The organism is Ralstonia sp. 25mfcol4.1 (assembly GCF_900104095.1).
GTDB lineage: Bacteria > Pseudomonadota > Gammaproteobacteria > Burkholderiales > Burkholderiaceae > Cupriavidus.
On record NZ_FNJO01000002.1, the window covers coordinates 377,621 to 402,137 of the forward strand.

Here is a 24,517-nt window from a genome sequence, read left to right on the forward strand (position 1 = left end):
GCGTGAGCACACCACATCCCGTCATTCTCGTCGTCAACGCCGGTTCGTCGAGCGTCAAGGTATCGATCTACGTGGTGCCCGACGCGGCGCACGAGAACGTCGATATCCAGCCGTCGCTGGCCGCCCATGGCCAGATCGAAGGCATCGGCGTGGCACCGCGCCTGGTGGCACGCATGGCCGACGGCCGCGAAGTGACCGATCAGAAATTTCCCGTCGAGCAGGTACCCGACCACGACGCGGCCTTCCGGCTGATCCGGCTGACGCTGAGCGTGGCGCTGCGCGACACGCCGCCGGTAGCCATCGGCCATCGCGTGGTGCATGGCGGCAGCGACTTTGCCGATGCGGTGCGCATCGACGACGCGGTGATTGCCAGGCTGGAAACACTGGTGCCGCTGGCGCCCTTGCACCAGCCCCACAACCTGACGGCCCTCCGCGCCATCCGCGCCGCGGCACCGGAACTGCTGCAGGTGGCCTGCTTCGACACGGCGTTCCACGTCGGCCGCGACGAACTGGCACAGCTGATGGCGCTGCCCTACGAATACTACGAGCAGGGCGTGCGGCGCTACGGCTTTCACGGGCTGTCATACGCGTATATCGCGCGCCGCCTCAAACAGGTGGCGCCCGACCTGGCCGAAGGCCGCGTCATCGTGGCCCACCTTGGCAATGGCGCCAGCCTGTGCGCGATGCATGGCGGCAAGAGCGTGGACTCGACCATGGGCCTGACCGCGCTGGACGGCATGCCGATGGGCACGCGCTGTGGGTCGATCGATCCCGGCGCGGTGCTGTACCTGGCCGCGCAGGGCATGAGCACCGACGCGATCCAGTCGATGCTGTACGGGCAGTCGGGCCTCAAGGGCATCTCAGGCATCAGCAGCGACATGCGCGCACTGCTGGCCAGCGACAGCCCGCGTGCGAAGCTGGCCGTCGACTTCTACGCCTATCGCGCGGCCCAGGAAATCGGCAAGCTGGCGGTCACGCTGGGCGGCCTGGACGCCCTGGTGTTCACGGCCGGGGTGGGCGCCAACTCGCCCGACATTCGCGCCCGCATCTGCGCGCACCTGACCGAACTGTTCGGCGTTTCGCTGGACCCCACCGCCAACGGCGACAATTGCCAGCGCGTGAGCCGCGATGCGAGCCGCATTCCGGTACTGGTGTTGCCCACCGACGAGGAAGGCATGATCGCGCTGTCAACGGCGCGTATCCTTCGCGAGAGCGGCGGGCTCTGAGAATGGCGCGTTAGCCTACGACGCGAGGTAGTGGGCCCGCAGCAGTGCGGTGTCCACGCCAAGGTCGTCGGACAGAAAGCGTTCCAGGCTGCCGTATGTCGCGGTGATGGCATCCATCGATGCCTCGATGTATTCGGGGCGCACTTCCAGCAGCGGCAGCATCGCCTCCGCCGTCACGCCGATCTGTCCGACGCCGGCCAGCATCTTTTCATTGAATCGCTGGTTCCAGTGGTTCGATTCGAGGTAGTTGGCCACGATATCGTCCTGGGACACGCCGAGTGCGCTCAGCAGCAGCAGCGACGCAAAGCCCGTGCGGTCCTTGCCTGCCGTGCAGTGGTAGTAGAGCGTCTTGCCCGCTTCGGCGTGGCGCAGGAATGTGCGGAAAGCGTCGCGGTAGCGCACCGGAAAATCCCGATACACGTCGAGCATGAAGCCGTGCATCTGCGCGGCGTTGCTGGCACGCAGGCGCGGCAGCAATACGTCCATCGACATCGCGCCATCGAGCACCGGCACCGCCAGCCACTCGAAACGCTCGCCGAATGCCTCCTCGCCGGGTGACTTCTCGCCCGACGATCGAAAATCGACGACGATGTCGAGCTGCAACGCGTGCAGCTTGTCGAGATCCGCAGCGCACCCGAGTGCGGGATTGGCGCTGCGATACAGCTTGTTCTGGCGAATCTGGCGCCCGGCATGCGCGGTCAGCCCGCCCAGGTCGCGGGCGTTGGCAATGGTCTCCAGGTCCAGACAGGGCCGCATCGTGGCGGCTGCGCTATGTTCAATATCGGTCTGCATGGCTCTTTGGCGCATCACACGATACGCATTCGGAAATGTTCGGGATCAGCGTCCATTATTTCAGATCGCCAACGGCGGCGACACCCTGATTACCACCATGTGCCCACCCCTGCGCCCGTGCCCCACCTGGAAGCGGCCGGAAAATCGGGGATCGCGCCCGGCAATGGCACAATACGCGCCATGCAACGTATCTGGTCCGCCTTCGTCAAGTTCGTGCTGCTCGCCGTGGTGGGCGGCTCGTTGCTGGTTGCCTTTGCCGTATTGATGGCCAACCGGCAGTTGCCGTCGCTCGACGCAATGCTGGCCTTCCGGCAGACGCCGGGCTACGTCAGGCTCGCGGATTTTCCCCATACGCTGCCCGAGGCCGTCGTGGCCATTGAGGATGACCGCTTCTATCTGCATGATGGCGTCGATTACGTGGGCGTGATGCGTGCCGGCATCGCCAACCTGTCGGATGAACTGTCGCAGGGCGCGTCCACCATCACCATGCAGGTGGCCCGCAACTTCTTCCTGTCGCGCAAGAAGACCTACACGCGCAAGCTTTACGAAATCCTGCTGGCGTACCGCATCGAAGACGCGCTGAGCAAGGACGAGATCCTCGAGCTCTACCTGAACAAGATCTACCTGGGCCAGGGCGCCTATGGCTTCTCGGAAGCCGCCGACACCTACTTCGGCAAGCCCGTGGAGCAGTTGTCGCTGGCCGAATGCGCCATGCTGGCCGGGCTGCCCAAGGCGCCTTCGGCCAACAATCCCGTGGTGAACCCGCGCCGGGCACGGCAGCGGCAGAGCTACATCCTGCTGCGGATGATGGAACTGGGCCGTATCACGCGTGCCCAGTACGACGCCGCGCTGCTGGAGCCGCTGCGTCTGCGCTGACCGTCTTGTCAGCGGGCGCCCGACGGCGCCGCCCGGCCTTCGCATGCTAGCCTGCCCCGAGCCAAACACCGCCGGGTGGAGACAGCCATGGAAGGAATCTGGGGCGAAATCTACGGCACGCTGCGCTCGGAATTTTCCGACGTGCCCGACATCAAGGAACTCACGCGCATCCTGCTGCGCCTGACGCTGGCCGTGCTGCTGGGCGGGCTGATCGGCTACGAGCGCGAAGCGGCGGGCAAGCCGGCCGGCCTGCGCACGCACATGCTCGTGGCGATGGGTTCGGCGCTGTTCGTGCTGGTGCCGATGCAGGCGGGCGTGCCGTTGCCGGACATGAGCCGGGTGCTGCAGGGCCTGATGTCCGGCATCGGCTTTCTGGGCGCCGGCGCAATCATCAAGCTGAACAGCGAGGAGGATGTGCGCGGCCTGACCACGGCGGCCAGCATCTGGACCGTGGCGGCCATCGGCGTCGCCTGCGGGCTGGGCCGCGAAGCGACGGCCGTGATCGCCACCCTGTTCGGGTTGGCGATCCTGCAGTTGCTCTACCGGCTGAAGAAGTAGGGACGCGCCGCGAAGACGGAACTCAGGCCGCCGCCCGCAGGACGATCTGGAGCATTTCGGGATGACGCGCCACCGCCTCCACGACGATGGGGTGCACCCCCTCGCCGCCGGCTTCGATATGCGCCAGAAACGCCCGCTTCATGCGGGGCTCCCAGAACTTCTTGATATGCGAGGCGATATCGGCCAGCGCCTCTTCACGATCGGGCATCGCCTCGAAAAAGCTGCCGATCTGGTTGGCCATCTTGACCAGGTTCTCGATATGCATGCCAGACCCTTATCCAGTATGTAGTCGGTGAGGATGGCTGTAGACCACCATGGTGCCGCCCCGCACGAAGCCGGCCAGCGTGATGCCTGCCGTGTCGGCCAGGCGCACCGCCATGGCCGTCGGGCCGGACACCGCCGCCAGCACGCCCGCGCCGATGGCGGCGGTCTTCTGCACCATCTCGTAGCTCGCGCGGCTGGTCACGATGACCGCGCCGCGCGCAATGTCTTCCTGGCCGCCGCGGGCCAATGCGCCGGCCAGCTTGTCCAGCGCGTTGTGCCGGCCCACGTCCTCGCGCACCAGCGCGATTTCGCCATCGGGCCGCATCCACGCCGCGGCATGCGTGGCGCCAGTGTCGCGCAGCAGCGCCTGGCGCTTGTGCAGCACCGCGAACGCATGCTCGAACACGCGCGGATCGAACTCGGCCTGGCTGCGCACCGGTTCCGGCATGCGCACGACCTCGTCCAGCGATTCGGTGCCGCAGAGTCCGCACCCGGTACGCCCGGCCATGGCCCGCCGGCGGCCCTTGAGTTCGACGAAGGCGCCAGTGGCAATCTCCACCTTGACCGTGATGCCTTGCGTGCTGGCCTCCAGGTCGACGCCGTAGATGTCGCTGGCGGCCTGCACTATGCCTTCGCTGAGGCTGAAGCCCAGCGCGAAGTCCTCCAGATCGGCCGGCGTGGCCAGCATCACCGCGTGGGAGATGCCGTTGAACTCCAGCGCCACCGGCACTTCCTCGGCCAGATGGTCCACTTCGGCCGTCATCACGCCGTGACGCCAGCGGCTGACAGGGAACGTGCGCTGCGCCGGCACCTCGTCGGTGCCGGCCGCGCTGTCCGGAGATGGCACGTCGCGTTTCATCGCCGCTCCCTGGGTCAGCCCGCCTGCGCCGTCTCGCTGGCCGCGCGCAGGTGCCCCAGCTGCTCTTCGTTGAACGCCTGGTAGTTGCGCTGCCAGGTGGACGGCTGCGCCACCGGCATCACCTGCACCGCCGTCACCTTGTACTCGGGGCAGTTCGTGGCCCAGTCCGAGTTGTCGGTGGTAATCACGTTGGCGCCCGACTCGGGGAAGTGGAAGGTCGTGTAGACCACCCCCGGTTGCATGCGCTGGCTGACGATGGCCCGCAGCACGGTCTCGCCGGCCCGGCTCTGGACGCCCACCCAGTCGCCATCCTTGATGCCACGCTCTTCGGCATCGTGCGGATGGATTTCCAGCCGGTCCTCGTCGTGCCAGTGCACGTTGTGCGTGCGCCGCGTCTGCGCGCCCACGTTGTACTGCGACAGGATGCGGCCGGTGGTCAGCAACAGCGGATACTTCTGCGTCACCTTCTCGTCGGTCGGCACGTACTTGGTGATGATGAACTTGCCCTTGCCGCGCACGAAGCCGTCGACGTGCATGGTCGGCGTGCCCTGCGGCGCCTCGGCGTTGCACGGCCACTGCACGCTGCCCAGTTCGTCGAGCTTCTGGTAGCTCACGCCCGAGAACGTCGGCGTCAGGCGCGCAATCTCGTCCATGATCTCGGACGGATGGCTGTATTCCATCGGATAGCCCAGCGCCTTCGACAGCAGCAGCGTCACTTCCCAGTCCGAATACCCGGCCTGCGGCGGCATCACCTTGCGCACGCGCGAGATGCGGCGCTCGGCGTTGGTGAACGTGCCGTCCTTTTCCAGGAACGACGAACCGGGCAGGAACACGTGCGCGTACTTGGCCGTCTCGTTCAGGAAGATGTCCTGCACGACGATGCATTCCATCGACGACAGCGCCTCGGCCACGTGCTGGGTGTTCGGGTCGGACTGGACGATATCCTCGCCCTGGCAGTACAGGCCCTTGAACGTGCCGGTCAGCGCGGCCTCGAACATGTTCGGGATACGCAGGCCCGGCTCGGGATTGATGCCCACGCCCCAGGCGGCCTCGAAGCTGCTGCGCACGGTCGAATCCGACACATGGCGATAGCCCGGCAGTTCGTGCGGGAACGATCCCATGTCGCACGAACCCTGCACGTTGTTCTGGCCGCGCAGCGGGTTCACGCCCACGCCTTCGCGCCCGACGTTGCCCGTGGCCATGGCCAGGTTGGCAATGCCCATCACCGTGGTGGAGCCCTGCGCGTGTTCCGTCACGCCCAGGCCGTAGTAGATGGCCGCATTGCCGCCGGTGGCGTAGAGCCGCGCGGCGCCGCGCAGCGTTTCGGCCGGCACGCCGGTGGATGCCTCAAGCACTTCCGGCGAATTCTCGGGCAGTGCCACGAAGTCGCGCCATTGCTGGAACGCGCGGTCTTCGCAACGCTCGGCGATGAACTGCTCGGCCAGCAGGCCTTCGGTGACGATCACGTGGGCCATCGCCGTGACCACGGCAACGTTGGTACCCGGGCGCAGCTGCAGGTGATAGTCGGCCCGGATGTGCGGCGAATCCACCAGATCGATCTGGCGCGGATCGACGACGATCAGCTTGGCGCCGGCGCGCAGGCGGCGCTTCATGCGCGAGCCGAACACCGGGTGACCGTCGGTCGGGTTGGCGCCGATGACCATGATCACGTCGGACTTGGCCACCGAGCGGAATGTCTGCGTGCCCGCCGATTCGCCCAGCGTGGTCTTCAGGCCGTAGCCGGTCGGCGAATGGCAAACCCGTGCGCAGGTATCGACGTTGTTGTTGCCGAACGCCGCCCGCACCAGCTTCTGTACCAGGTAGCCTTCCTCGTTGGTGCAGCGCGACGACACGATGCCGCCGATCGAATCGGTGCCATGCTCGGCCTGGATGCGCTTGAACTGCGAGGCGGCGTAGCCGATGGCCTCTTCCCACGACACTTCGCGCCACGGATCGGTGATCTTCGCGCGGATCATCGGCTTGAGGATGCGGTCCTTGTGCGTGGCATAGCCCCAGGCAAAGCGGCCCTTCACGCAGGCGTGGCCTTCATTGGCCGCCCCGTCCTTGTGCGGGACCATGCGCACCACCTCGTTGCCCTTCATCTCGGCCTTGAACGAGCAGCCCACGCCGCAGTACGCACACGTGGTCACCACGTTGTGCGACGGCTGGCCCAGCTGGATCACCGAGGTCTCGGTCAGCGTGGCGGTCGGGCAGGCCTGCACGCACGCGCCGCACGACACGCAGTCCGATTCCATGAACGGCTGGCTGGTGCCGGCGGACACGCGCGAATCAAAGCCCCGGCCGCTGATGGTCAGCGCGAAGGTGCCCTGGGTTTCCTCGCAGGCACGCACGCAGCGGTTGCAGACGATGCACTTGGACGGGTCGTACGTGAAGTACGGGTTCGACTCGTCCTTCTTCATGTGCGTGTGGGTGGCGATCGGGGCGGCACCGCCGGCGCCGTCCGCGTAGCGCACTTCGCGCAGGCCCACCACGCCAGCCATGTCCTGCAGTTCGCAGTTGCCGTTGGTCGGGCAGGTCAGGCAGTCCAGCGGGTGATCGGAGATATAAAGCTCCATCACGCCACGGCGCAGTTCGCCAAGCTTGCCGCTCTGCGTGCGCACCTTCATGCCCGGTTCCACGGGGGTGGTGCACGAGGCCGGATAGCCGCGCCGGCCTTCGATCTCCACCAGGCACAGCCGGCAGGAGCCGAACGGTTCCAGCGAATCGGTGGCGCAGAGCTTGGGCACGCCAATGCCGGCTTCGGCAGAGGCGCGCATGACGGAGGTGCCGGCCGGCACGGTGACGGATACCCCATCGATCTCCAGCGTGACCAGAGTGTCGGAATCGATGGCCGGGGTGCCGTAGTCGAAATCGTCGCGAGCGTTCAAGGGATGTCTCCCGTAATGCACTGCTTTTTGTGGATGCGCGCGCCCCTGAGAGGCACGTCGTTCTTGAATACCGTTCAGGCCGCGCGGGCAGGCTTGGCGGACAACCCGAAGTCCTCGGGGAATTCGTTCAGCGCGGACAGCACCGGGTACGGCGTCATGCCGCCCATCGCGCACAGCGAACCCGCCAGCATCGTGTCGCACAGGTCGCGCACCAGCGCCACATGCTTCACGGGCTGGTCGCCGGCGATGATGCGGTCGATCACCTCGACGCCACGCGTCGATCCGATCCGGCACGGCGTGCACTTGCCGCAAGACTCGATGGCGCAGAACTCCATGGCGTAGCGCGCCATCTTTGCCATGTCGACGGTCTCGTCGAACACGACGATGCCGCCGTGACCCACCACCGCGCCGAACGCGGCATACGCCTCGTAGTCGAGCGGTGCATCGAAGCGCGACTCGGGCAGGTAGGCACCCAGCGGGCCGCCCACCTGCACGGCCCGGATGGCACGGCCGCTGCGGGTGCCGCCGCCAAAGTCGAACATCAACTCGCGCAGCGTCACGCCGAACGCCTTTTCCACCAGACCGCCCTGCCGGATATTGCCGGCCAGCTGGAACGGCAGCGTGCCGCGCGAGCGGCCCATGCCGTAGTCCTGGTAGAACTTGGCGCCCCGCGCCAGGATCACCGGCACCGTGGCCAGCGAAATCACGTTGTTGATCACGGTGGGCTGGCCGAACAGCCCCTTCAGCGCCGGCAGGGGCGGCTTGGCACGCACCACGCCCCGCTTGCCTTCCAGGCTTTCCAGCAGCGCGGTTTCCTCGCCGCATACATAGGCGCCGGCGCCCTTGCGGACTTCCAGCGTGAACCGCTTGCCGCTGCCCCGGATGTTGTCGCCCAGCCAGCCGGCCTGCGTGGCGGTGGCGATGGCGGCCTCGGTGGCGGCAATCGCGTGAGGGTATTCGGAACGCGTGTAGATGTAGCCGGACTCGGCGCCCACGGCCAGGCCCGCGATCGTCATGCCCTCGATCAGCATGAACGGGTCGTCTTCCATGACCATGCGGTCCGAGAACGTGCCCGAGTCACCTTCATCGGCGTTGCAGACGATGTACTTGACCGGCGACTGCGCGGCCAGCACGGTCTTCCACTTGATGCCGGTAGGAAACGCCGCGCCGCCCCGGCCGCGCAGGCCCGAGTCCAGCACTTCCTGCACGATCTGCCCGGGTGCCATGGTCAGCGCCCGGGTCAGGCCGGCATAGCCTTCGTGGGCGATGTAGTCGTCGAGCGACAGCGGATCGGTGATGCCCACGCGGGCAAAGGTCAGGCGCTCCTGCTGCTTGAGGAACGGAATCTCGTCGGTCAGGCCAAGCGCCAGCGCGTGCTGGCCGCCGGTCAGGAAACCGGCATCGAACAGCACGGCGACGTCGTCTTCCGTCACCGGGCCGTACGCGGTGCGTCCGGCAGCGGTCTGCACCTCGACCAGCGGTTCCAGCCAGAACATGCCGCGCGAGCCGTTGCGCACGATGCGCACGTCGGCGCCGCGCCGTGCGGCTTCGGCGGCGATGGCCTGCGCGACCTCGTCGGCACCCAGCGCCAGCGCGGTGGAATCGCGCGGAACGAAGATGGTGGTGGTCATGCGCGGGCCTCCTCGCTTTCGCGGACGGCATCGACAAGCTTGTCGAACCGCTTGGCATCGACGCGCGCGTGGATGCGGTCGCCGATCATCATCGACGGGCCGGTGGCACACTGCCCCAGGCAGTAGACCGGCTCCAGCGTATATTGGCCGTCGGCCGTGGTCTCGTGGAAGTCGCAGCCAAGCTTGCGGCAGGCGTGTTCGGCCAGCGCGTCGGCACCCACCGACTGGCAGGCTTCGGCTCGGCACACCTGCACGACATGGCGGCCGGCAGGCTGCTCGCGAAAATGGTGATAGAACGTGATGACGCCATGCACTTCGGCACGCGACAGGTTCAGGGCCTTGGCGATGACCGGCACGGCATCGGCCGGGATATAGCCCTGGGTGTCCTGGATCTCGTGCAGAATCGGCAGCAACGCGCCAGGCATGTCACGCCTGGCTGCGACGATGCGCGCGATATCTGCGGAATCCGTCCGGCCATTGCCGGCTGGCGCCGTGGGGATGGCGGTGTCTGGCATGCTGTCTCCATTTTGTTCTGTCGGTTCCGAAACCGGCTTTTTTATTCATATTCCGGAACATCACAACGGGCTTTTTGGCCTCTTTATGCGACTATAGAACCGTGTTTTGCACCGTTCAATATGCTATTTTCCGCATATGCTACGCATTTCGATCCTTCCGCACCTGCAGATCCGCGACGACGCCGCCCCGGCACCCGCGCCAGCACTGGATGTATCGCGCCTGGTGGCCCTGCTGGGCCTGATCGAATCCACGGGAAATATCGCCCAGTCGGCCGAGGCCATGGCGTTGTCATATCGCTACGCGTGGGGCATCCTGCGCGATGCCGAGACGCTTTTCGGCGGCGCGCTGATCGCCAAGACGCGGGGCCGAGGGTCTACCCTGACACCGCTGGCGCAACAGCTGGTGTGGGCCAGCAAGCGCATTGCCGCGCGCCTGTCGCCCACGCTCGACAGCCTGGCCTCCGAACTCGAGATCGAACTCAAGAAGCTGATGGCGGCCAGCGATCCGGCCGTGCGCATCCACGCCAGCCATGGCTTTGCCGTGGCCGCGCTGCGCGACTTCCTGGACGAACAGAAGGTGCGCCACGACCTCAAGTACTGCGGCAGCCTGGAGGCCGCCGCCGCGCTGTCCGAGGGCGCCTGCGACGTGGCTGGCTTCCACGTGCCGGTGGGCGAGTTCGAGGAAGAGACGCTGCGCGGCTTCTCGCGCTGGCTGCACCCCGAAAAGCATTGCCTGATCCACCTGGCCACGCGCCAGCAGGGGCTGTTCGTCCGCCCCGGCAATCCGCTGAACATCCGCTCGCTGGAAGACCTGACGCGCGCCGACGTGCGCTTCGTCAACCGGCAACTGGGGTCCGGCACCCGCCTGCTGCTGGACTTGATGCTGGCGCGGCGCGGCATCGACAGCAGCCGCATCGAAGGCTTCAGCAACGGCGAATTCACGCACGCGGCCGTGGCCGCCTACATCGGCAGCGGCATGGCGGATGTGGGCTTCGGCGTGGAAACGGCGGCCCGGCGCTTCAACCTGGAGTTCGTGCCGGTGCTCAAGGAACGCTACTTCTTCGCACTGGAAACGGAAGCCCTGCACAGCCCGGCGCTGCAGGGCGCGGTATCGGCCATGAAGAGCGGCAGCTTCCGCGAACGCGTCAATGCCCTGCCCGGCTACGACGGCGAACTGACCGGCACGGTGCAGACGTTCGCCGAGGCGTTTCCCGGGGTGGTGTTGTAGGCCGCAACGCGCGTTCCCCGGCTATCGCCAACAAAAAGGGCCCCGTCTCCGGGGCCCTGTTCCATGGCGCGGATCCGCCTCCGGATCAATACACCACCACCGACAGCACCACGCCGGCCGGCAGGCGCACCTTGTCGCTGTACACGCCGCCGCTGGCGCTGCGCGGTGCGATGTAGCTGCCGTAGCTCTGGATCATCGACGGTGCGGTGGCCGGCAACTTGCGCAGCGCCGTGTACGCGGCGCCGGACGGATCGATTTCCGGCAGCGTGTACGTGCCGTCAGACCATTGCGGATAGCCGAAGCCGCCTGGCGTGCGCGCCAGCGGCATGTTGCTGTTGGTGGTGGCGCGCCAGTTGGTCAGGGCCAGATCGAAGGTCCAGCCACCGCCGGCGTAACTGATCGCTTCGCTGAGCACCGCCTTGGAACCCGCCCGCTGGCGGGTCAGCAGGTCGCGGAAGAAGCCGATGCCCAGTTGCCGGTTCAGGAAGCCGCCAAAGCTGCCGGACACCGCATAGCTCTCGCACGACACGCCGAAGCCCGTGAACGCCGTCAGGTTGCAGTTGTAGTCGCTGTAGCGGTAGTAGTCCGGCAGGCGGACGTCGCGGATCGGGTTGTAGTTCGAGACGATGGCGCCGCTCAGGAAGTCCTCCATCTGCATCGCGGTCATTTCCTCTAGCCAGGTGTCGTAGGCGTAATCGGCGCCCATGCTGATCTGGCGGCGATAGAAGTTCTGCATGTGCGTGCCTTCGTGCGCCATCGTGGTCTTGACCGACCGCAGGCCGTCCGCATTGCCCAGCGACAGCGTTTCGCTATCGAGGTACAGCGAGACCGACTCGTTGCTGTTCGCTTCCTTGGTCTTCAGGAAATTGTGCAGGCCCCAGAAGTAGCCCACGGTGCCGTAGGGCTTGCCGTCGCGGTTGAAGTTGAGCACGACGATATCCACCGGCACGCCGGCCGGCAGCATCGACGTACCGAACGCATTGGCACCCCAGACCCGCCCGCCCACGTTGAGCAGGCGATCGTAGATCATGCTGCTGCCCGCGAAGGCGGTGGCCAGCTCGATTACGGTCGGATCCGGCACATTGGCCGCCTCGGCGGTTTCCACCCAGACGTTGACGATGGTGCCGTCGCTGGCGGTGACCTGCTTGCGCAGCGTGGCGGCACGCTGGGTACCGTCCGTGTGATACCAGCTGCGGGTGGCGCCTTCCGCCAGGCCCGCGGTGCCGATGGACGCCGCCAGCGGCGCCGGCACGCCCAGCGTGCTTAGCATGGGATCGCCCGACGAGCGCGTGGCATCGACCCAGCCCTTGCGGTTGTACTCGCCAATGGCGCGCTGGGCCGTTTCGTCGGCGGACGCCTGGCTCAGCGCCTGCGGCGCGATCATCTCCGCCGCCACCTGCGACGACAGGCCGGCCGGCATGGCCACCGCGGCATCGCCCTGATTGGACAGTTGCAGCCAGATCGACCTGCCGGCCACGCCGGAGATCGCGTATTGCACGTCGACCGGCGAACCGGTTCTGTTCGAGTAGCCCCAGATTCCCGCACTGGAACCCGCGTAGCTGCTGACGCTGGCGGCGCCGCAGGCGGTGCAGGACAGGTCCAGGCCGGTCACGGGCACGGGCTGCGGGGTTGTGGCGGTGCTGGTGGTCGCGGCCTGCGTGGAGGCGGCGCTGTCGCCGCCGTCACCGCCCCCGCCGCAAGCGGCCAGGGCAAGCGCGGCCAGGGCCGCAAGGCAGGTCAATCCGGTAGGAAAACGATGGCGCGTGCCGGCACGCGGGGTCATGCGACGCATTGGGTGGCTCCGAAACTAAGCGGTCTCCCGGACCGGGCGCGCGCATCGCGCCCGATCGGAGTGGTCACCCAATAACGACGCGGAACGCAGCAGGTTTAGCGCCGTTACATCGCTTTTCAGCGATGGTTCGAGCCAACAGCCGTTTCAATCTGTCGTGATACGCACGCAGGCCGGCCGCGTGCGCCCGTGTCCTCCGTCAATAGACTTCGGGAATGATCATGTTGTCCGGCACCGGCTGGCGGACATAGTCGGCATGCCGCTCGCGCTCGGGCAGTACGATGGACGGCTGCGCCGGCTCCACATAAGGCATCTGCTGCAGCAGGTGGTGGATGCAGTTCAGCCGGGCGCGCTTCTTGTCCACGGCCTGCACGACCCACCAAGGCGCCTCGGAAATGTGCGTGCGCTCCAGCATGATCTCCTTGGCGCGCGTGTAGTCTTCCCAGCGTCGGCGCGACTCCAGGTCCATCGGGCTCAGCTTCCACTGCTTGAGCGGGTCGTGGATGCGGCTCAGGAAGCGCATGTGCTGCTCGTCGTCGGTGATCGAGAACCAGTACTTGATCACCTGGATACCCGAACGTACCAGCATCCGCTCGAACTCGGGCACGGAGCGGAAGAATTCCTCGTACTGCTCGTCGGTGCAGAACCCCATCACGTGTTCCACACCGGCGCGGTTGTACCAGCTGCGGTCAAAGAGCACCATTTCGCCCGCGGCGGGCAGATGCGACACATACCGCTGGAAGTACCACTGGGTGCGCTCGCGGTCGTTTGGCGCCGGCAACGCGGCCACGCGGCAGACGCGCGGATTCAGCCGCTGCGTGATGCGCTTGATCACGCCGCCCTTCCCGGCCGCGTCGCGCCCTTCGAACAGGATCACCACCTTGTGGCCCGTGGCCACCACCCAGCTCTGCAGCTTCACCAGTTCGCCCTGCAGCCGGAACAGTTCGCGGAAATAGAGATGACGCTCGGCGCGCTCGGCTTCGTCGCCGTTGAGATTGCTGTTGTCGCCGGGGCCACCTGCCTCGCCCGCCAGCACCCGCTGTACCAGCAGCGGATCGCGGTCTTCCAGCTCCAGTTCGAGCTCTTCGTCGTAGTAGTCCGCCACCTCGCGGTGAATGCGCCGGATCAGGGCTTCGTCGTTGTAGTCCATGGCTTTCCTCCATTGCGCGCGCCGAACGGCGTGCGCCTTGGTGACCGATCGTACGCCTGCAGTATGGCAATTTTATGAACTGTCACAGAGGCATCATGCATCACATCATGCCGATTTCCTGCTTGCGGAACGCCCAGCGCCCGGCCAGTACCGTGAAGCTGGCCACCAGCACCACCAGCACCCAGAACCCGTGCGGATGCCCGGCCAGCGGAACCCCGCCCACGTTCATGCCAAAGAAGCCGGCCACGATGTTGATCGGCAGCGCCAGCACCGTGACCAGCGTCAGCGTGAACAGCGTGCGGTTGGTCTGTTCGTTGAGCTTGGCGGCGATCTCTTCCTGCAGCAGCTTGATGCGTTCCACCAGCGCGGCCAGGTCGTTGAGCACCAATGAGAATTCTTCGGTCGATTCGCGCAATTCCTGCAAATCGGTTTCGAGCAGCCACGCGGGCGGCCGGTTCAGCAGCCGGAACAGCGCGCCGGGCTCCGGAGCCAGCAGCCGCTGCAGGCGCACCAGGCCGCGCCGCATGGCGCCCAGGTCCGCCCGGTTCGACTGCAGCCGCTGCGACAGCAGCTGGTCTTCGATCTGGTCTACGCTAACACCCGTCTCGCGCACGATCTGTACCAGCACGTCGGCCTGGTCCTGCAGCAGGTGCACCACCAGGTTCAGCGGCGACCGGAACCGCTCGCCACGCCGCACGGCGGCGCGCAGCCGGTCCACCGAGCGCAGCGGGCGCGCGCGGGCGGTCACCACCAGCCGGTGGTCGGCATGCGCCCAGAGCGTGGAAATGTCGGTCGAAGCCACGCCGAAGTTGTAGATCACGTCGTTGACCACGGCCAGCAGCGCGGCATCCTGGCGTTCGATGCGGGTCGAATGGGAACCCTGCCGCAGCGCCTCGAAGAAATCGGCGGGCAAGCCCAGCTGGCCGCGCATCCAGCGCTCGCAGGCGCTGTGCGACAGGTTGAAGTGCAGCCAGACGAACGGGCGCTCGGTCTGCTCCACCGCGTCGTCCGGGCCCGCCGCCGGATGCTCGCGCAGCCAGGCGGCGGCGGCGCTGGAATCGATCTCGCGCCCCGGCCGCCCCGGTTCGAACAGGAAACCGCTGACCAGACCGACCGGGTCGGAACCATAGCCGGCTTCGACAATGCCCGATTGCATGCAAACTCCATTCACGTTGCCTCGCGTGACGTTATCACGCCGCCATGACGCCCGGTGCGGCGGCCGCGCCCGTTGTACCTGCCTGCAACACCTGCTCCATTCTGGAACACCCCGCCGCCCCGGCCACCCGCGGGCGCTGTCCGCCATCCCGCATGGCAGCGTCGGGCACAGCCCCGGCACGGCGCTTGCAGTCGGTCCCGGCGTGCCCATGGCACGACCAACGACATTCCAGAAAGCATCCGATCGATCCGATCGACAAGTGGAGCGAGACATGAACATGGCTGAAATTGCCCAGCTGGGCGTGCCCTACCCGTTCAAGGAACAGTACGACAACTACATTGGCGGCGCCTGGGTGCCGCCGGCTGACGGCCGGTATTTCGAAGCTGTCACGCCGCTCACCGGCAAGCCGTTCACGCGCGTACCGCGCTCGAACGAAAAGGACGTGGAAGCCGCGCTGGACGCCGCCCATCGCGCCCGCGCCGCGTGGGGACGCACGTCCACCGCCGAGCGCGCGAACCTGCTGAACCGCATCGCCGACCGTATCGAGGCCAACCTTACGCTGCTGGCCGTGGCCGAGACCATCGACAACGGCAAGCCCGTGCGCGAGACGTCCGCTGCCGACCTGCCGCTGGCCGTCGACCATTTCCGCTACTTCGCGGGCTGCATCCGCGCCCAGGAAGGCACCATCTCGGAAATCGACCACGACACCATTGCCTATCACTTTCACGAGCCGCTTGGCGTGGTGGGTCAGATCATTCCGTGGAACTTCCCGCTGCTGATGGCCGTATGGAAGCTGGCCCCGGCGCTGGCGGCCGGCAACTGCGTGGTACTCAAGCCCGCCGAGCAGACGCCGGCATCGATCCTGGTGCTGATGGAACTGCTGCACGACCTGCTGCCCCCGGGCGTGATCAACGTCGTCAACGGCTTCGGCGTGGAAGCGGGCAAGCCGCTGGCCTCGAGCCCGCGCATCGCCAAGGTGGCCTTTACTGGCGAAACGACTACGGGCCGGCTGATCATGCAGTACGCCTCGCAGAACCTGATCCCGGTGACGCTGGAACTGGGCGGCAAGTCGCCGAACATCTTCTTCGAGGATGTGATGGCGGCCGACGACGCCTACTTCGACAAGGCGCTGGAGGGTTTTGCGATGTTCGCGCTGAACCAGGGCGAGGTCTGCACCTGCCCGTCGCGCGTGCTGATCCAGGAGTCGATCTACAAGGCGTTCATGGAGCGTGCGGTCAAGCGCGTGGAGGCGATCCGCCAGGGGCATCCGCTCGACACGTCGACGATGATCGGCGCGCAGGCGTCCGAAGAGCAGCTGCAGAAGATCCTGGCGTATATCGACATCGGCAAGCAGGAAGGCGCCCGCGTGCTGACCGGCGGCGAGCGCAAGGCCCTGGGGGGCGATCTGGCCGGCGGCTACTACGTCAAGCCGACGATCTTCGAGGGCCACAACAAGATGCGCATCTTCCAGGAGGAAATCTTCGGTCCCGTGGTCTCGGTCACGACCTTCAAGGACGAGGAAGAGGCGCTGGCGATTGCCAACGATACGCTCTACGGGCTGGGCGCCGGGGTGTGGACGCGCGACGGCGCGCGCACGTTCCGCATGGGCCGCGGCATCGAGGCCGGCCGCGTGTGGATCAACTGCTATCACGCCTATCCGGCCCATGCCGCGTTCGGCGGCTACAAGCAGTCGGGCGTGGGCCGCGAAAACCATCGGATGATGCTGGACCACTACCAGCAGACCAAGAACCTGCTGGTCAGCTACAACCCGAATCCGCTCGGATTCTTCTGACCCGCGAGGCGCGGCGGCGCGGGCCGGCCCGGTGCTAGCGCCGCCGGTAGATGGTATTGCGCGACACGCCAAGCTCGCGCGCTGCGGCGCTGACGTTGCCGCCGTGGCGCGCCAGCGCTTCGCGAATGCGCGCCGCTTCCCAATCGCGCATGCAGCCCGCGACGGCTTCGGCATCGCCGGTGGCCCGGTCGGCCGGCGCGGGCTGCATTGCCGCCTGCACGGCAAAGTCGTCCGGCAGATGCTCGACGCCGATCCTCGCCTCGCCTTCCGCCATCAATGCAGCGGTACGCAGCACGCTGGCCAGTTCGCGCAGGTTGCCCGGCCACGCATGCCGGCGCAGCAGCGCCAGCGCCGGCGCGGAGATCGCCTGCGGTCCGTGTTCGCATTCGTCCTGCAGGATGCGTAACACCAGCGCGTCGAAATCGCTGCGCCCGGCCAGCGGCGGCAAGGTCACGGCGAGCCCGTGGATGCGGTAGTAGAGATCCTCGCGGAACGTGCCGTCAGCCATCTGCGCGCGCAGGTCGCGGTGCGTGGCGCAGATGATCCGGATATCGACCGGCGTGCTGTGCGTGCCGCCCAGCGCCGTCACCGCGCGCTCCTGCAGCACGCGCACCAGCCTCACCTGCTGCGCCAGCGGCATGTCGCCGATCTCGTCCAGGAACAGCGTGCCGCCGTGCGCCTGCGCGATCTTCCCGGCGTGACCGCGTCGCCGCGCGCCGGTGAATGCGCCTTCTTCGTAGCCGAACAGCTCGGCCTCGATCAGCGTCTCGGGAATGGCCGCGCAGTTGACCGCCACGAACGGGCCGCTGGCCCGTGGCGAATCGGCATGCACGGCCCGCGCCAGCCATTCCTTGCCGGACCCGGTACGACCGAGGATCAGCAGCGGGATATCGCGCCCGCGCAGTCGCGCCACGTGCTGCAGCACGGCGCCCATGCAGGCATCGCCGGTGTCCAGGCGGGCCAGCGCGGACGACGGCTGCACCGCCGGCTGCGGCACGCGCAACGGGGCTGCAGCTTCGGCGCGATGCGACAACCGCGCGTAGATGCGCACGCCGCTCGGCAGCGCGAGGTCGCGCAGCAGCGTATCGGCGGTACCCGACGGCGGCATCGGCAGCCCAAACAGCTCCGTGAAGGTGGCGCCGGCCAGCACATCGGCGCTCATGCCAAGCTGGAACCACCCGCTGCGATTGGCGGCCAGGAAGGTGCCGTCGGACGCAAACGCGGCCATGCCCTCGAACAGCGTGCCGACCAGTTCGGGCCGGCCGTGAAAGCGCACCAGCAGCGCATCGGCAAACTGGGCGGCGAACAGCTGGTTCTCGATGGTCTGCGCCGACATGCGCACCAGCGCCATCGTATGCGGATGAAAACTGCGCGGGTCGCCGCTGACGTCGAGCGCGCCCAGCCAGTCACCCGTTGGGCTGGCAATCGGCGTACAGGAACAGGTGAGCTGGCGATGGGCGTGCAGAAAGTGCTCGTCGCCATGGATGATCGCCGAGCGCCCTTCGGCCAGCGCCGTGCCGATGGCGTTGGTGCCCTTGCTGGCCTCGGACCAAGACACGCCGGGCGCCAGCGCCACGTCGCGCGCACGCGCGGCAAAGCCGCCGCCATCGGCGTCGCCCACGCTATGCAGGATGACACCGCCGCTGTCGCTGAGCAGCACGAGGCTGTCGGTGCCGGCCACCTGCCGGTACAGGTCCGCCATCACGGGCAGCGCCAGGCGGTACAGCGCACGGTTGTCATCGACGCGTTCGCCGAGCGCGCGGCGGCTCAGCGGGTGATAGTCGGGAACTTGGGTGGCGTCGAGCCCGAAACCGGCCGAGCGGCCGTGTGCACGCCGCAGCAGTTCGCTGCGGCCGGCCACGTCATTGTGTCCGGCGGCAAGCACGTCGGCCTGCAGGGCATCCTGGAATGTCAGCGCATTGCGCATCGGCGGTCTCCTGGCTGGCGCTCTCGCCGCGATCAACACCAGGGCGGAGCCTCTCTGCCGGCGACCTTATCACAGCCTGCTGCGCGAGGCGGCCAACTTCTTGTAGAACGCGGCCCGGCTGATGCCCACGCGCGCAGCGGCCTCTGCGACGCGTCCGCCACATGCATCGAGCGCCTGGGCCAGGAACGCGGCCTCGAATTGCGCCATGGCCTCCGCGTAGGTCTGCGCGGGGGCTGCCGGCGCCGGCACGGACATGACGGCCTGAGGGGTCTCGGCTGCGGGCGCGGACGGCGCAGAAGGTGCGGAAGGTACGGAGGGTGCGGAAGGTACGGAAGGTACAGAGGGTACGGAAGGCGCCGACGGGGCGGAAGGTTCGCCCGCCGGCGTCGCGGCCTCGGCCACCGGCGCCGGACTGTTGCGGCGCGCGCCCAGCAGCGGCGCCAGCGTGGCCGCGTCCACCGAATCCTCGTCGCACAGCATCACCACGCGTTCCAGCACGTTGCGCAGTTCGCGCACATTGCCGGGCCAGTCATAGTCGTACAGAAGCCGCAGGGCGTCGTCGCGCAGCCCCATCGGATGGCGCTCGGCCTTGATGCTCAGCTCCTCGACGATGGCGTAAACCAGCGGCAGCAGGTCTGCCTTGCGTTGCCGCAGCGGCGGCAGGTCGATCGACAGCACATTGAGCCGGTAATAGAGATCGGCGCGAAAGCGGCCTTCGGCCACCAGCGCCGGCAGGTCTGCGGACGTGGCCGCGATGATCCGCACGTCGCTACGCACGATGCGGTTCGACCCCAGCGGCTCGAATTCGCGGTCCTGCAGGGCGCGCAGCAGCTTGCTTTGCAGCGCCAGCGGCATATCGCCGATTTCGTCCAGGAACAGCGTGCCGCCGTCGGCCAGCTCGAACTTGCCGACCCGCCCCTTGCGGTCCACGCCCGTGTAGGCGCCCGGCGCAGCGCCGAAGAACTCCACTTCCAGCAACGTATCGGGGATGGCTGCCACGTTGACGGTGACCAGCGGCCGCTCGGCACGCGCCGAACCCGCGTGGATGCCGTGCGCCAGCAGTTCCTTGCCCGTGCCCGTTTCACCGAGCAGCAGCACCGGCGACTCCACCAGCGCGGCCCGCCGGGCCTGGCGCTTGACCTCCTGGGCCGCCGGGCTGGCACCGACGAAACTGGCGAACGTGTACTTGGCCCGGCGCGCGTGATCGAGCGAACGGCGCGCCGCCGCCAGTTCGGCCTGGGCCCGCGAGTAATGCGCAAAGATCGGCGTCAGCGCCTTGAGTTCATCGAACAGCGCGAACCCTACCCCGCCGATGGTGCGGCCGCTGTCGTCCTTGATCGGCAGGCGCGTGACGATCATCGGTTCGCGGTCGGTTTCGAGCAGGTCAAGCAGGATCGGCTTGCCCGTAGTCACTACCTCGCGCATCAGGCTGTTCGGAATCACCTGCTCGCAATCGAGTCCGATTGCGTCCTGCGGGTTGGTGAACCCGAAGCGCGCCGCATAGCGTTTGTTGATCCAGACCACGCGCGCGTGCTCGTCCACCACGAACGTGCCTTCGCTGAAGTTTTCAAAGGTGCGGAACAGCGACTCCATGGCGCGTCGCGCCACGTAGTCGTAGTCGAACAGCAGGGCGCCACCTGGGTCGGCGATCTTGTGCATGGCTGCGGGTCCGGGAAGGGTTGTCTCGATTTGTAGACGCGAAGTGTCTCACAACGGAGACTCCGACGCCGTGCGTATCGCTTGCTTTGTCTCAATGATGAGACAAGGGGAGGCAGACTACACTATTTGCGCCGTATTCTTAACTTTTGAATGTGGCACGGAGCCTGCTAATGAAGCGGTCCCCTGTCATCTGCACAGGGGACCCTCGCATTACACGGCACCGGGGTAACCTGCCACGGCTCGACCGCATTCAAGAACAAGCAATGGAGACCTCATGTCTTTTGTCATAGTGCTCGCCGCACTGGCCTTTCTCATGTTCGCCGCCTATCGCGGCTACAGCGTGATCCTCTTCGCGCCGCTGGCTGCGCTGGGCGCGGTGCTGCTGACCGACCCGTCGGCCGTGGCGCCCGTGTTTTCCGGCATCTTCATGGAGAAGATGGTCGGCTTCGTCAAGCTGTACTTCCCGGTGTTCATGCTCGGTGCCGTGTTCGGCAAGGTCATCGAACTGTCGGGCTTCTCCGAGTCGATCGTGGCCGCGGCCATTCGCTACATCGGCCGCTCGCGCGCCAACGCGGTGATCGTGGCGGTCTGCGCGCTGCTGACCTACGGCGGCGTGTCGCTGTTCGTGGTGGTGTTCGCGGTCTACCCGTTTGCCGCCGAGCTTTACCGCCAGAGCAACATCCCCAAGCGCCTGATGCCGGGTGCCATCGCGCTGGGCGCGTTCTCGTTCACGATGGATTCGCTGCCGGGCACGCCGCAGATCCAGAACATCATCCCGACCACGTTCTTCAAGACCACCTCGTGGGCCGCCCCTGCGCTGGGCGTGGCGGGCTCGCTGTTCATCATCATCGTCGGCCTGTCGTATCTGGAATGGCGCCGCCGCGCGGCTGCCGCCCGTGGCGAGGGCTACGGCACGAACCTGCTGAACGAGCCGCAGCGCGTGGAAGGCGGCAAGCTGCCGCCGCCGCTGCTGGCCATCCTGCCGCTGGTAGTGGTGGGGGTGTCCAATTTCTGGCTCACGCGGATGATCCCGCTCTGGTACGGCCAGTCCAACAGCGTGTCGCTGCCGGGCCTGCCCAAGCCGGTGGAAACCAAGATCGCCAGCGTGACCGCCATCTGGGCCGTGGAAGGCGCCCTGCTGCTGGGCATCGTCATCGTGCTGCTGACCGCATTCGGCGCCGTCAAGGCCCGCTTTGCCGAGGGCACCAAGAGCGCCGTGTCGGGCGCGCTGCTGGCGTCGATGAATACGGCATCGGAATACGGCTTTGGCGGCGTCATCGCCGCGCTGCCGGGCTTCCTGGTGGTCAGCGACGCCCTGCGCAGCATTCCGAATCCGCTGGTCAACGCCGCCGTGTCGGTCAGCACGCTGGCCGGCATTACCGGCTCCGCATCGGGCGGCATGAGCATTGCACTGGCTGCCATGTCCGACGTGTTCATCCAGGGCGCGCAGGCCGCGCAGATTCCGCTGGAAGTGCTGCACCGCGTGGTGTCGATGGCCAGCGGCGGCATGGACACGCTGCCGCACAACGGCGCGGTGATCACGCTGCTGGCCGTGACCGGCCTCACGCACCGCGAGTCGTACCGCGACATCTTCGCCATCACGCTGATCAAGACGATGGCCGTGTTCTTCGTGATCTTCGTGTTCTACGCGACCGGTCTGGTCTGACCGCACCCAGGAAAGCATCATGGTCAATCTGCATGGCAAGACCGCGCTGGTCACCGGCTCCACGAGCGGCATCGGCCTGGGTATCGCCCAGGCGCTGGCGCAGGCCGGCGCCAATATCGTGCTCAATGGCTTCGGCGACATCGACGCCGCCCTGGCAAGCATCCGCACCCTCGGTGCCGAAGTGATCCACCACGCCGCCGACATGCGTCGCCCCGACGAGATCGAGGCCATGTTCGCGCTGGCGACCGGTCGATTCGGCGGTGTCGATGTGCTGGTCAACAATGCCGGCATCCAGCATGTGTCGCCCGTCGAGGATTTCCCGGTGCAGAAGTGGGACGACATCCTGGCGATCAACCTGACGTCGGCCTTCCATACGTCGCGCCTGGCGTTGCCGGGCATGCGCGCCGCCAACTGGGGCCGCATCGTCAACATCGCCTCGGTGCATGGGCTGGTGGGCTCCGCCGGCAAGTCGGCCTATGTGGCCGCCAAGCACGGGCTGGTGGGCCTGACCAAGGTCACCGCGCTGGAAACGGCCGCCACCGGCATCACCTGCAACGCGATCTGCCCGGGCTTCGTCCTGACGCCGCTGGTCGCCGCCCAGATCGACGCGATTGCCCAGCGCGACGCCATCACCGCCGAGGCCGCGCAGGCCCGCCTGCTGTCGGACAAGCAGCCCTCCGGGCAATTCGTCACGCCCGAGCAACTGGGCAATCTGGTGCTGATGCTGTGCTCGCCGTTCGGCGATCAGGTGCGCGGCGCCGCCTGGGCGATGGATGGGGGCTGGACGGCGCAATAGCCGTCTGCTCCCCTCGTCGCCTGATCGATGGCCCCGGCACCCCGCCGGGGCCATTTTTTTCGCATAATCGGCTGCCAGCTTGTATGCTTCTGGCGTCAGTCCCCCCCGTTGGCCGTTAGCCTGCGCAGGCTGCGGCAAGCGCTCCCCGGTCGGAACGTAACCTCCGCACGCCCATGGCACGCCAGAAAATCGACCTGCGAACCCTGATCCTGGGCCTGACGCTGACAGCGTGCGTGGTCACGCTGGCCAACTGCCTCTACGCCGCGTACCGGATCGAGCGGCAAACGCTGGTGGAGCGGTCGCTGGAGGCCAACCGCGCCTACAGTGCGCGCGTTGCGTCCTCGATCGACGGGTTCCTGCGCGAAGCGCAGTTTCGGTTCCAACAAGCCGGCGAACGGCTTGCCGATCGCTTCGACGACCCCGAAGCCCGCCACGACGCCCTGGAGCGGCTGACTTCGCTGGGCCAGGATTTCGACGCCGTCGCCATCGTCAATGCCGAGGGCCGCATCGTCGCCGCCCTGCCCGAGACACTGCATCTTGAGCAACGCACGGTCGAGTCGCCGGAACAGATCAGCGCGGTCCGTGGGCGCAAGCCAATGGTCAGCAACGCGTATCAGTCGATTGCCGGCAACCTGGTGATCTTTGTCTCGGTGCCGATCTTCGACCGCCATGGCACTTATCTGGGGCTGATCGGCGGATCGATCCACCTGCTGAAGGGCGGCCGGCTCAATGAACTGATGAGCCACCATTTTTTTCTGACCGATTCCGAAGTCTACGTGGTGGATGGCCGGCGCCAGCTGCTGTTCCATCCGGCCACGGCGCGGATCGGTTCGGTCGCGGCCGCCAATCCGGCCACCGAACATGCGCTGAGCGCCGGGCAAGGCAGCGTGGAAACGGTGGACGCCGCAGGCCACGCCATGCTGGCGGGCTATGCCAGCATCCCCACCGCGCACTGGGCCATCGTGAGCCAGCAGCCGCTGGCTTCGGTGCTGGCACCGGTCGACATGCTGATGAAACGGTTTCTGGTCGCCAGCGCGCCGATTGCCGCGATCGGCTTCGTGCTGGTCTGGATCCTGACGCGATACATTGCCAGGCCGCTGCGCCAGCTGGCCGACAGCACCACGTCCACGGGCCTGATCGAAAGCACCGGCTCCGTGGCGCAGGTCAATGCCTGGTACTTCGAGGCCAGCCATCTGAAGCAGGCGCTGCTGCACGGCATCGACCTGGCCAGGACGCAAGTGACGGGGCTCGAGATCGCGTCGCAGACAGACCCGCTGACCGGACTGCTCAATCGCCGCGCGCTGGAAGCCAGCATGGCGGCCCTGGAGGCCAGCGGCCAGCAGGTGGCCGTGATTGTGCTCGACATCGACCACTTCAAGCGGGTCAACGACACCTACGGCCATGATGTTGGCGACGTCGTGCTGCAACGGCTGGCAGAGATGATGCGACAGGTGAGCCGCTCCACCGACCTGGCGTTCCGGGTGGGCGGCGAGGAATTCCTGATGCTGCTGCCCGACATGCATGCCGGGTCCGCACGCGAGGCCGCGGAGCGCCTGCGGCGGCTGGTCGAGCAGACCGCCATCGAACCGGTCGGTCACATCACCATATCGCTGGGCGTCACCACCTGGCCCCGCGACGCCGCGTCGCTGGCCGAAGCCCTGAAGGAGGCCGACACGCTGATGTACCAGGCCAAGCAGGCGGGCCGGAACCGCACGGCCGTGGCCGGGCAGGCGGTCACGTAGGGC

The 24,517-nt window shown here is 67.0% G+C and carries 19 protein-coding genes; 8 read left to right on the forward strand and 11 right to left on the reverse strand.

Annotated features, from left to right (window positions below; genetic code table 11):
- The first annotated feature begins 2 nt into the window (after positions 1-2).
- Positions 3-1,226: an acetate/propionate family kinase gene (locus BLQ58_RS04820; protein ID WP_092595088.1), complete on the forward strand. Its 1,224-nt coding sequence runs from the start codon at positions 3-5 to the stop codon at positions 1,224-1,226.
- Between the two features lie 15 nt (positions 1,227-1,241).
- On the opposite strand, the gene BLQ58_RS04825 is transcribed toward BLQ58_RS04820, so the two are convergent.
- On the reverse strand, positions 1,242-2,018 hold the full coding sequence (locus BLQ58_RS04825) for a tyrosine-protein phosphatase (RefSeq protein ID WP_175459836.1): 777 nt from the start codon (positions 2,016-2,018) through the stop codon (positions 1,242-1,244).
- Between the two features lie 180 nt (positions 2,019-2,198).
- Here BLQ58_RS04825 and BLQ58_RS04830 point away from each other — a divergent pair, with 180 nt between their 5' ends.
- Together BLQ58_RS04830 and BLQ58_RS04835 are read left to right on the forward strand one after the other, a co-directional pair.
- Positions 2,199-2,894, forward strand: coding sequence for a transglycosylase domain-containing protein (locus tag BLQ58_RS04830; RefSeq protein ID WP_092595092.1), 696 nt, complete (start codon positions 2,199-2,201; stop codon positions 2,892-2,894).
- Between the two features lie 87 nt (positions 2,895-2,981).
- The gene (locus BLQ58_RS04835; RefSeq protein WP_092595094.1) at positions 2,982-3,452 is read left to right on the forward strand and encodes an MgtC/SapB family protein; all 471 of its coding nucleotides are present in this window, start codon (positions 2,982-2,984) and stop codon (positions 3,450-3,452) included.
- 22 nt (positions 3,453-3,474) lie between these two features.
- Here BLQ58_RS04835 and BLQ58_RS04840 read toward each other — a convergent pair whose 3' ends face one another.
- From BLQ58_RS04840 to BLQ58_RS04860, 5 genes are all read right to left on the reverse strand, one after another.
- The gene (locus tag BLQ58_RS04840; protein WP_092595096.1) at positions 3,475-3,717 is read right to left on the reverse strand and encodes a formate dehydrogenase subunit delta; all 243 of its coding nucleotides are present in this window, start codon (positions 3,715-3,717) and stop codon (positions 3,475-3,477) included.
- A gap of 9 nt (positions 3,718-3,726) precedes the next feature.
- Entirely contained in the window at positions 3,727-4,575 is an 849-nt protein-coding gene (gene fdhD / locus BLQ58_RS04845) for a formate dehydrogenase accessory sulfurtransferase FdhD (protein WP_092595098.1), read from the reverse strand.
- Positions 4,576-4,589: 14 nt separating this feature from the next.
- Positions 4,590-7,463: a formate dehydrogenase subunit alpha gene (fdhF, locus tag BLQ58_RS04850; protein WP_092595100.1), complete on the reverse strand. Its 2,874-nt coding sequence runs from the start codon at positions 7,461-7,463 to the stop codon at positions 4,590-4,592.
- Between the two features lie 74 nt (positions 7,464-7,537).
- On the reverse strand, positions 7,538-9,094 hold the full coding sequence (locus tag BLQ58_RS04855) for a formate dehydrogenase beta subunit (RefSeq protein WP_092595102.1): 1,557 nt from the start codon (positions 9,092-9,094) through the stop codon (positions 7,538-7,540).
- Entirely contained in the window at positions 9,091-9,609 is a 519-nt protein-coding gene (locus tag BLQ58_RS04860; RefSeq protein ID WP_092595104.1) for a formate dehydrogenase subunit gamma, read from the reverse strand. Before BLQ58_RS04860 ends, BLQ58_RS04855 begins: the two co-directional genes overlap by 4 nt.
- A 136-nt stretch (positions 9,610-9,745) precedes the next feature.
- On the opposite strand from BLQ58_RS04860, the gene BLQ58_RS04865 reads away from it, so the two are divergent.
- Positions 9,746-10,837, forward strand: coding sequence for a substrate-binding domain-containing protein (locus BLQ58_RS04865; protein ID WP_092595106.1), 1,092 nt, complete (start codon positions 9,746-9,748; stop codon positions 10,835-10,837).
- Positions 10,838-10,922: 85 nt separating this feature from the next.
- Here BLQ58_RS04865 and BLQ58_RS04870 read toward each other — a convergent pair whose 3' ends face one another.
- From BLQ58_RS04870 to BLQ58_RS04880, 3 genes are all read right to left on the reverse strand, one after another.
- On the reverse strand, positions 10,923-12,629 hold the full coding sequence (locus tag BLQ58_RS04870; protein WP_092595108.1) for a M30 family zinc metallopeptidase: 1,707 nt from the start codon (positions 12,627-12,629) through the stop codon (positions 10,923-10,925).
- A gap of 196 nt (positions 12,630-12,825) precedes the next feature.
- Positions 12,826-13,776 carry a polyphosphate kinase 2 gene (ppk2, locus tag BLQ58_RS04875; RefSeq protein WP_092595110.1) on the reverse strand — a complete coding sequence of 317 codons (951 nt, stop codon included), beginning with the start codon at positions 13,774-13,776 and terminating at the stop codon, positions 12,826-12,828.
- Between the two features lie 100 nt (positions 13,777-13,876).
- Positions 13,877-14,932, reverse strand: coding sequence for a transporter (locus BLQ58_RS04880; RefSeq protein WP_092595112.1), 1,056 nt, complete (start codon positions 14,930-14,932; stop codon positions 13,877-13,879).
- Positions 14,933-15,203: 271 nt separating this feature from the next.
- Between BLQ58_RS04880 and adh the strand changes: the two genes are divergently transcribed.
- Positions 15,204-16,724 (forward strand): aldehyde dehydrogenase, encoded by a 1,521-nt coding sequence (gene adh / locus BLQ58_RS04885; RefSeq protein ID WP_092595114.1) that lies wholly within the window; start codon positions 15,204-15,206, stop codon positions 16,722-16,724.
- Positions 16,725-16,758: 34 nt separating this feature from the next.
- On the opposite strand, the gene BLQ58_RS04890 is transcribed toward adh, so the two are convergent.
- Both BLQ58_RS04890 and BLQ58_RS04895 read right to left on the reverse strand, forming a co-directional pair.
- Complete coding sequence (locus BLQ58_RS04890; RefSeq protein ID WP_092595116.1) at positions 16,759-18,651, reverse strand: sigma-54-dependent Fis family transcriptional regulator; 1,893 nt, start codon at positions 18,649-18,651, stop codon at positions 16,759-16,761.
- A gap of 69 nt (positions 18,652-18,720) precedes the next feature.
- Entirely contained in the window at positions 18,721-20,310 is a 1,590-nt protein-coding gene (locus tag BLQ58_RS04895) for a sigma-54 interaction domain-containing protein (RefSeq protein ID WP_092595118.1), read from the reverse strand.
- Positions 20,311-20,584: 274 nt separating this feature from the next.
- On the opposite strand from BLQ58_RS04895, the gene BLQ58_RS04900 reads away from it, so the two are divergent.
- The 3 genes from BLQ58_RS04900 (at position 20,585) to BLQ58_RS04910 (ending at position 24,514) form a co-directional block, all read left to right on the forward strand.
- Positions 20,585-21,976, forward strand: a complete 1,392-nt coding sequence (locus BLQ58_RS04900) for a GntP family permease (protein WP_092595120.1) — start codon at positions 20,585-20,587, stop codon at positions 21,974-21,976.
- A gap of 19 nt (positions 21,977-21,995) precedes the next feature.
- Positions 21,996-22,772: a 3-hydroxybutyrate dehydrogenase gene (locus BLQ58_RS04905; protein WP_092595122.1), complete on the forward strand. Its 777-nt coding sequence runs from the start codon at positions 21,996-21,998 to the stop codon at positions 22,770-22,772.
- Positions 22,773-22,945: 173 nt separating this feature from the next.
- Positions 22,946-24,514: a sensor domain-containing diguanylate cyclase gene (locus tag BLQ58_RS04910; RefSeq protein ID WP_092595124.1), complete on the forward strand. Its 1,569-nt coding sequence runs from the start codon at positions 22,946-22,948 to the stop codon at positions 24,512-24,514.
- The last annotated feature ends 3 nt before the right edge of the window (positions 24,515-24,517 follow it).

What these genes read in the sequence shown, in the direction of transcription:
- BLQ58_RS04870 (WP_092595108.1), bottom strand. Translation starts at nt 12,629, where the DNA reads ATGCGTCGCATGACCCCGCGTGCCGGCACGCGCCATCGTTTTCCTACC.
- BLQ58_RS04840 (WP_092595096.1), bottom strand. Translation starts at nt 3,717, where the DNA reads ATGCATATCGAGAACCTGGTCAAGATGGCCAACCAGATCGGCAGCTTT.
- BLQ58_RS04910 (WP_092595124.1), top strand. Translation starts at nt 22,946, where the DNA reads ATGGCACGCCAGAAAATCGACCTGCGAACCCTGATCCTGGGCCTGACG.
- BLQ58_RS04880 (WP_092595112.1), bottom strand. Translation starts at nt 14,932, where the DNA reads ATGCAATCGGGCATTGTCGAAGCCGGCTATGGTTCCGACCCGGTCGGT.
- BLQ58_RS04890 (WP_092595116.1), bottom strand. Translation starts at nt 18,651, where the DNA reads ATGCGCAATGCGCTGACATTCCAGGATGCCCTGCAGGCCGACGTGCTT.
- BLQ58_RS04905 (WP_092595122.1), top strand. Translation starts at nt 21,996, where the DNA reads ATGGTCAATCTGCATGGCAAGACCGCGCTGGTCACCGGCTCCACGAGC.
- ppk2 (WP_092595110.1), bottom strand. Translation starts at nt 13,776, where the DNA reads ATGGACTACAACGACGAAGCCCTGATCCGGCGCATTCACCGCGAGGTG.
- BLQ58_RS04895 (WP_092595118.1), bottom strand. Translation starts at nt 20,310, where the DNA reads ATGCACAAGATCGCCGACCCAGGTGGCGCCCTGCTGTTCGACTACGAC.
- BLQ58_RS04865 (WP_092595106.1), top strand. Translation starts at nt 9,746, where the DNA reads ATGCTACGCATTTCGATCCTTCCGCACCTGCAGATCCGCGACGACGCC.
- BLQ58_RS04860 (WP_092595104.1), bottom strand. Translation starts at nt 9,609, where the DNA reads ATGCCAGACACCGCCATCCCCACGGCGCCAGCCGGCAATGGCCGGACG.
- fdhD (WP_092595098.1), bottom strand. Translation starts at nt 4,575, where the DNA reads ATGAAACGCGACGTGCCATCTCCGGACAGCGCGGCCGGCACCGACGAG.
- adh (WP_092595114.1), top strand. Translation starts at nt 15,204, where the DNA reads ATGAACATGGCTGAAATTGCCCAGCTGGGCGTGCCCTACCCGTTCAAG.
- BLQ58_RS04830 (WP_092595092.1), top strand. Translation starts at nt 2,199, where the DNA reads ATGCAACGTATCTGGTCCGCCTTCGTCAAGTTCGTGCTGCTCGCCGTG.
- BLQ58_RS04855 (WP_092595102.1), bottom strand. Translation starts at nt 9,094, where the DNA reads ATGACCACCACCATCTTCGTTCCGCGCGATTCCACCGCGCTGGCGCTG.
- BLQ58_RS04835 (WP_092595094.1), top strand. Translation starts at nt 2,982, where the DNA reads ATGGAAGGAATCTGGGGCGAAATCTACGGCACGCTGCGCTCGGAATTT.
- BLQ58_RS04900 (WP_092595120.1), top strand. Translation starts at nt 20,585, where the DNA reads ATGTCTTTTGTCATAGTGCTCGCCGCACTGGCCTTTCTCATGTTCGCC.
- BLQ58_RS04825 (WP_175459836.1), bottom strand. Translation starts at nt 2,018, where the DNA reads ATGCAGACCGATATTGAACATAGCGCAGCCGCCACGATGCGGCCCTGT.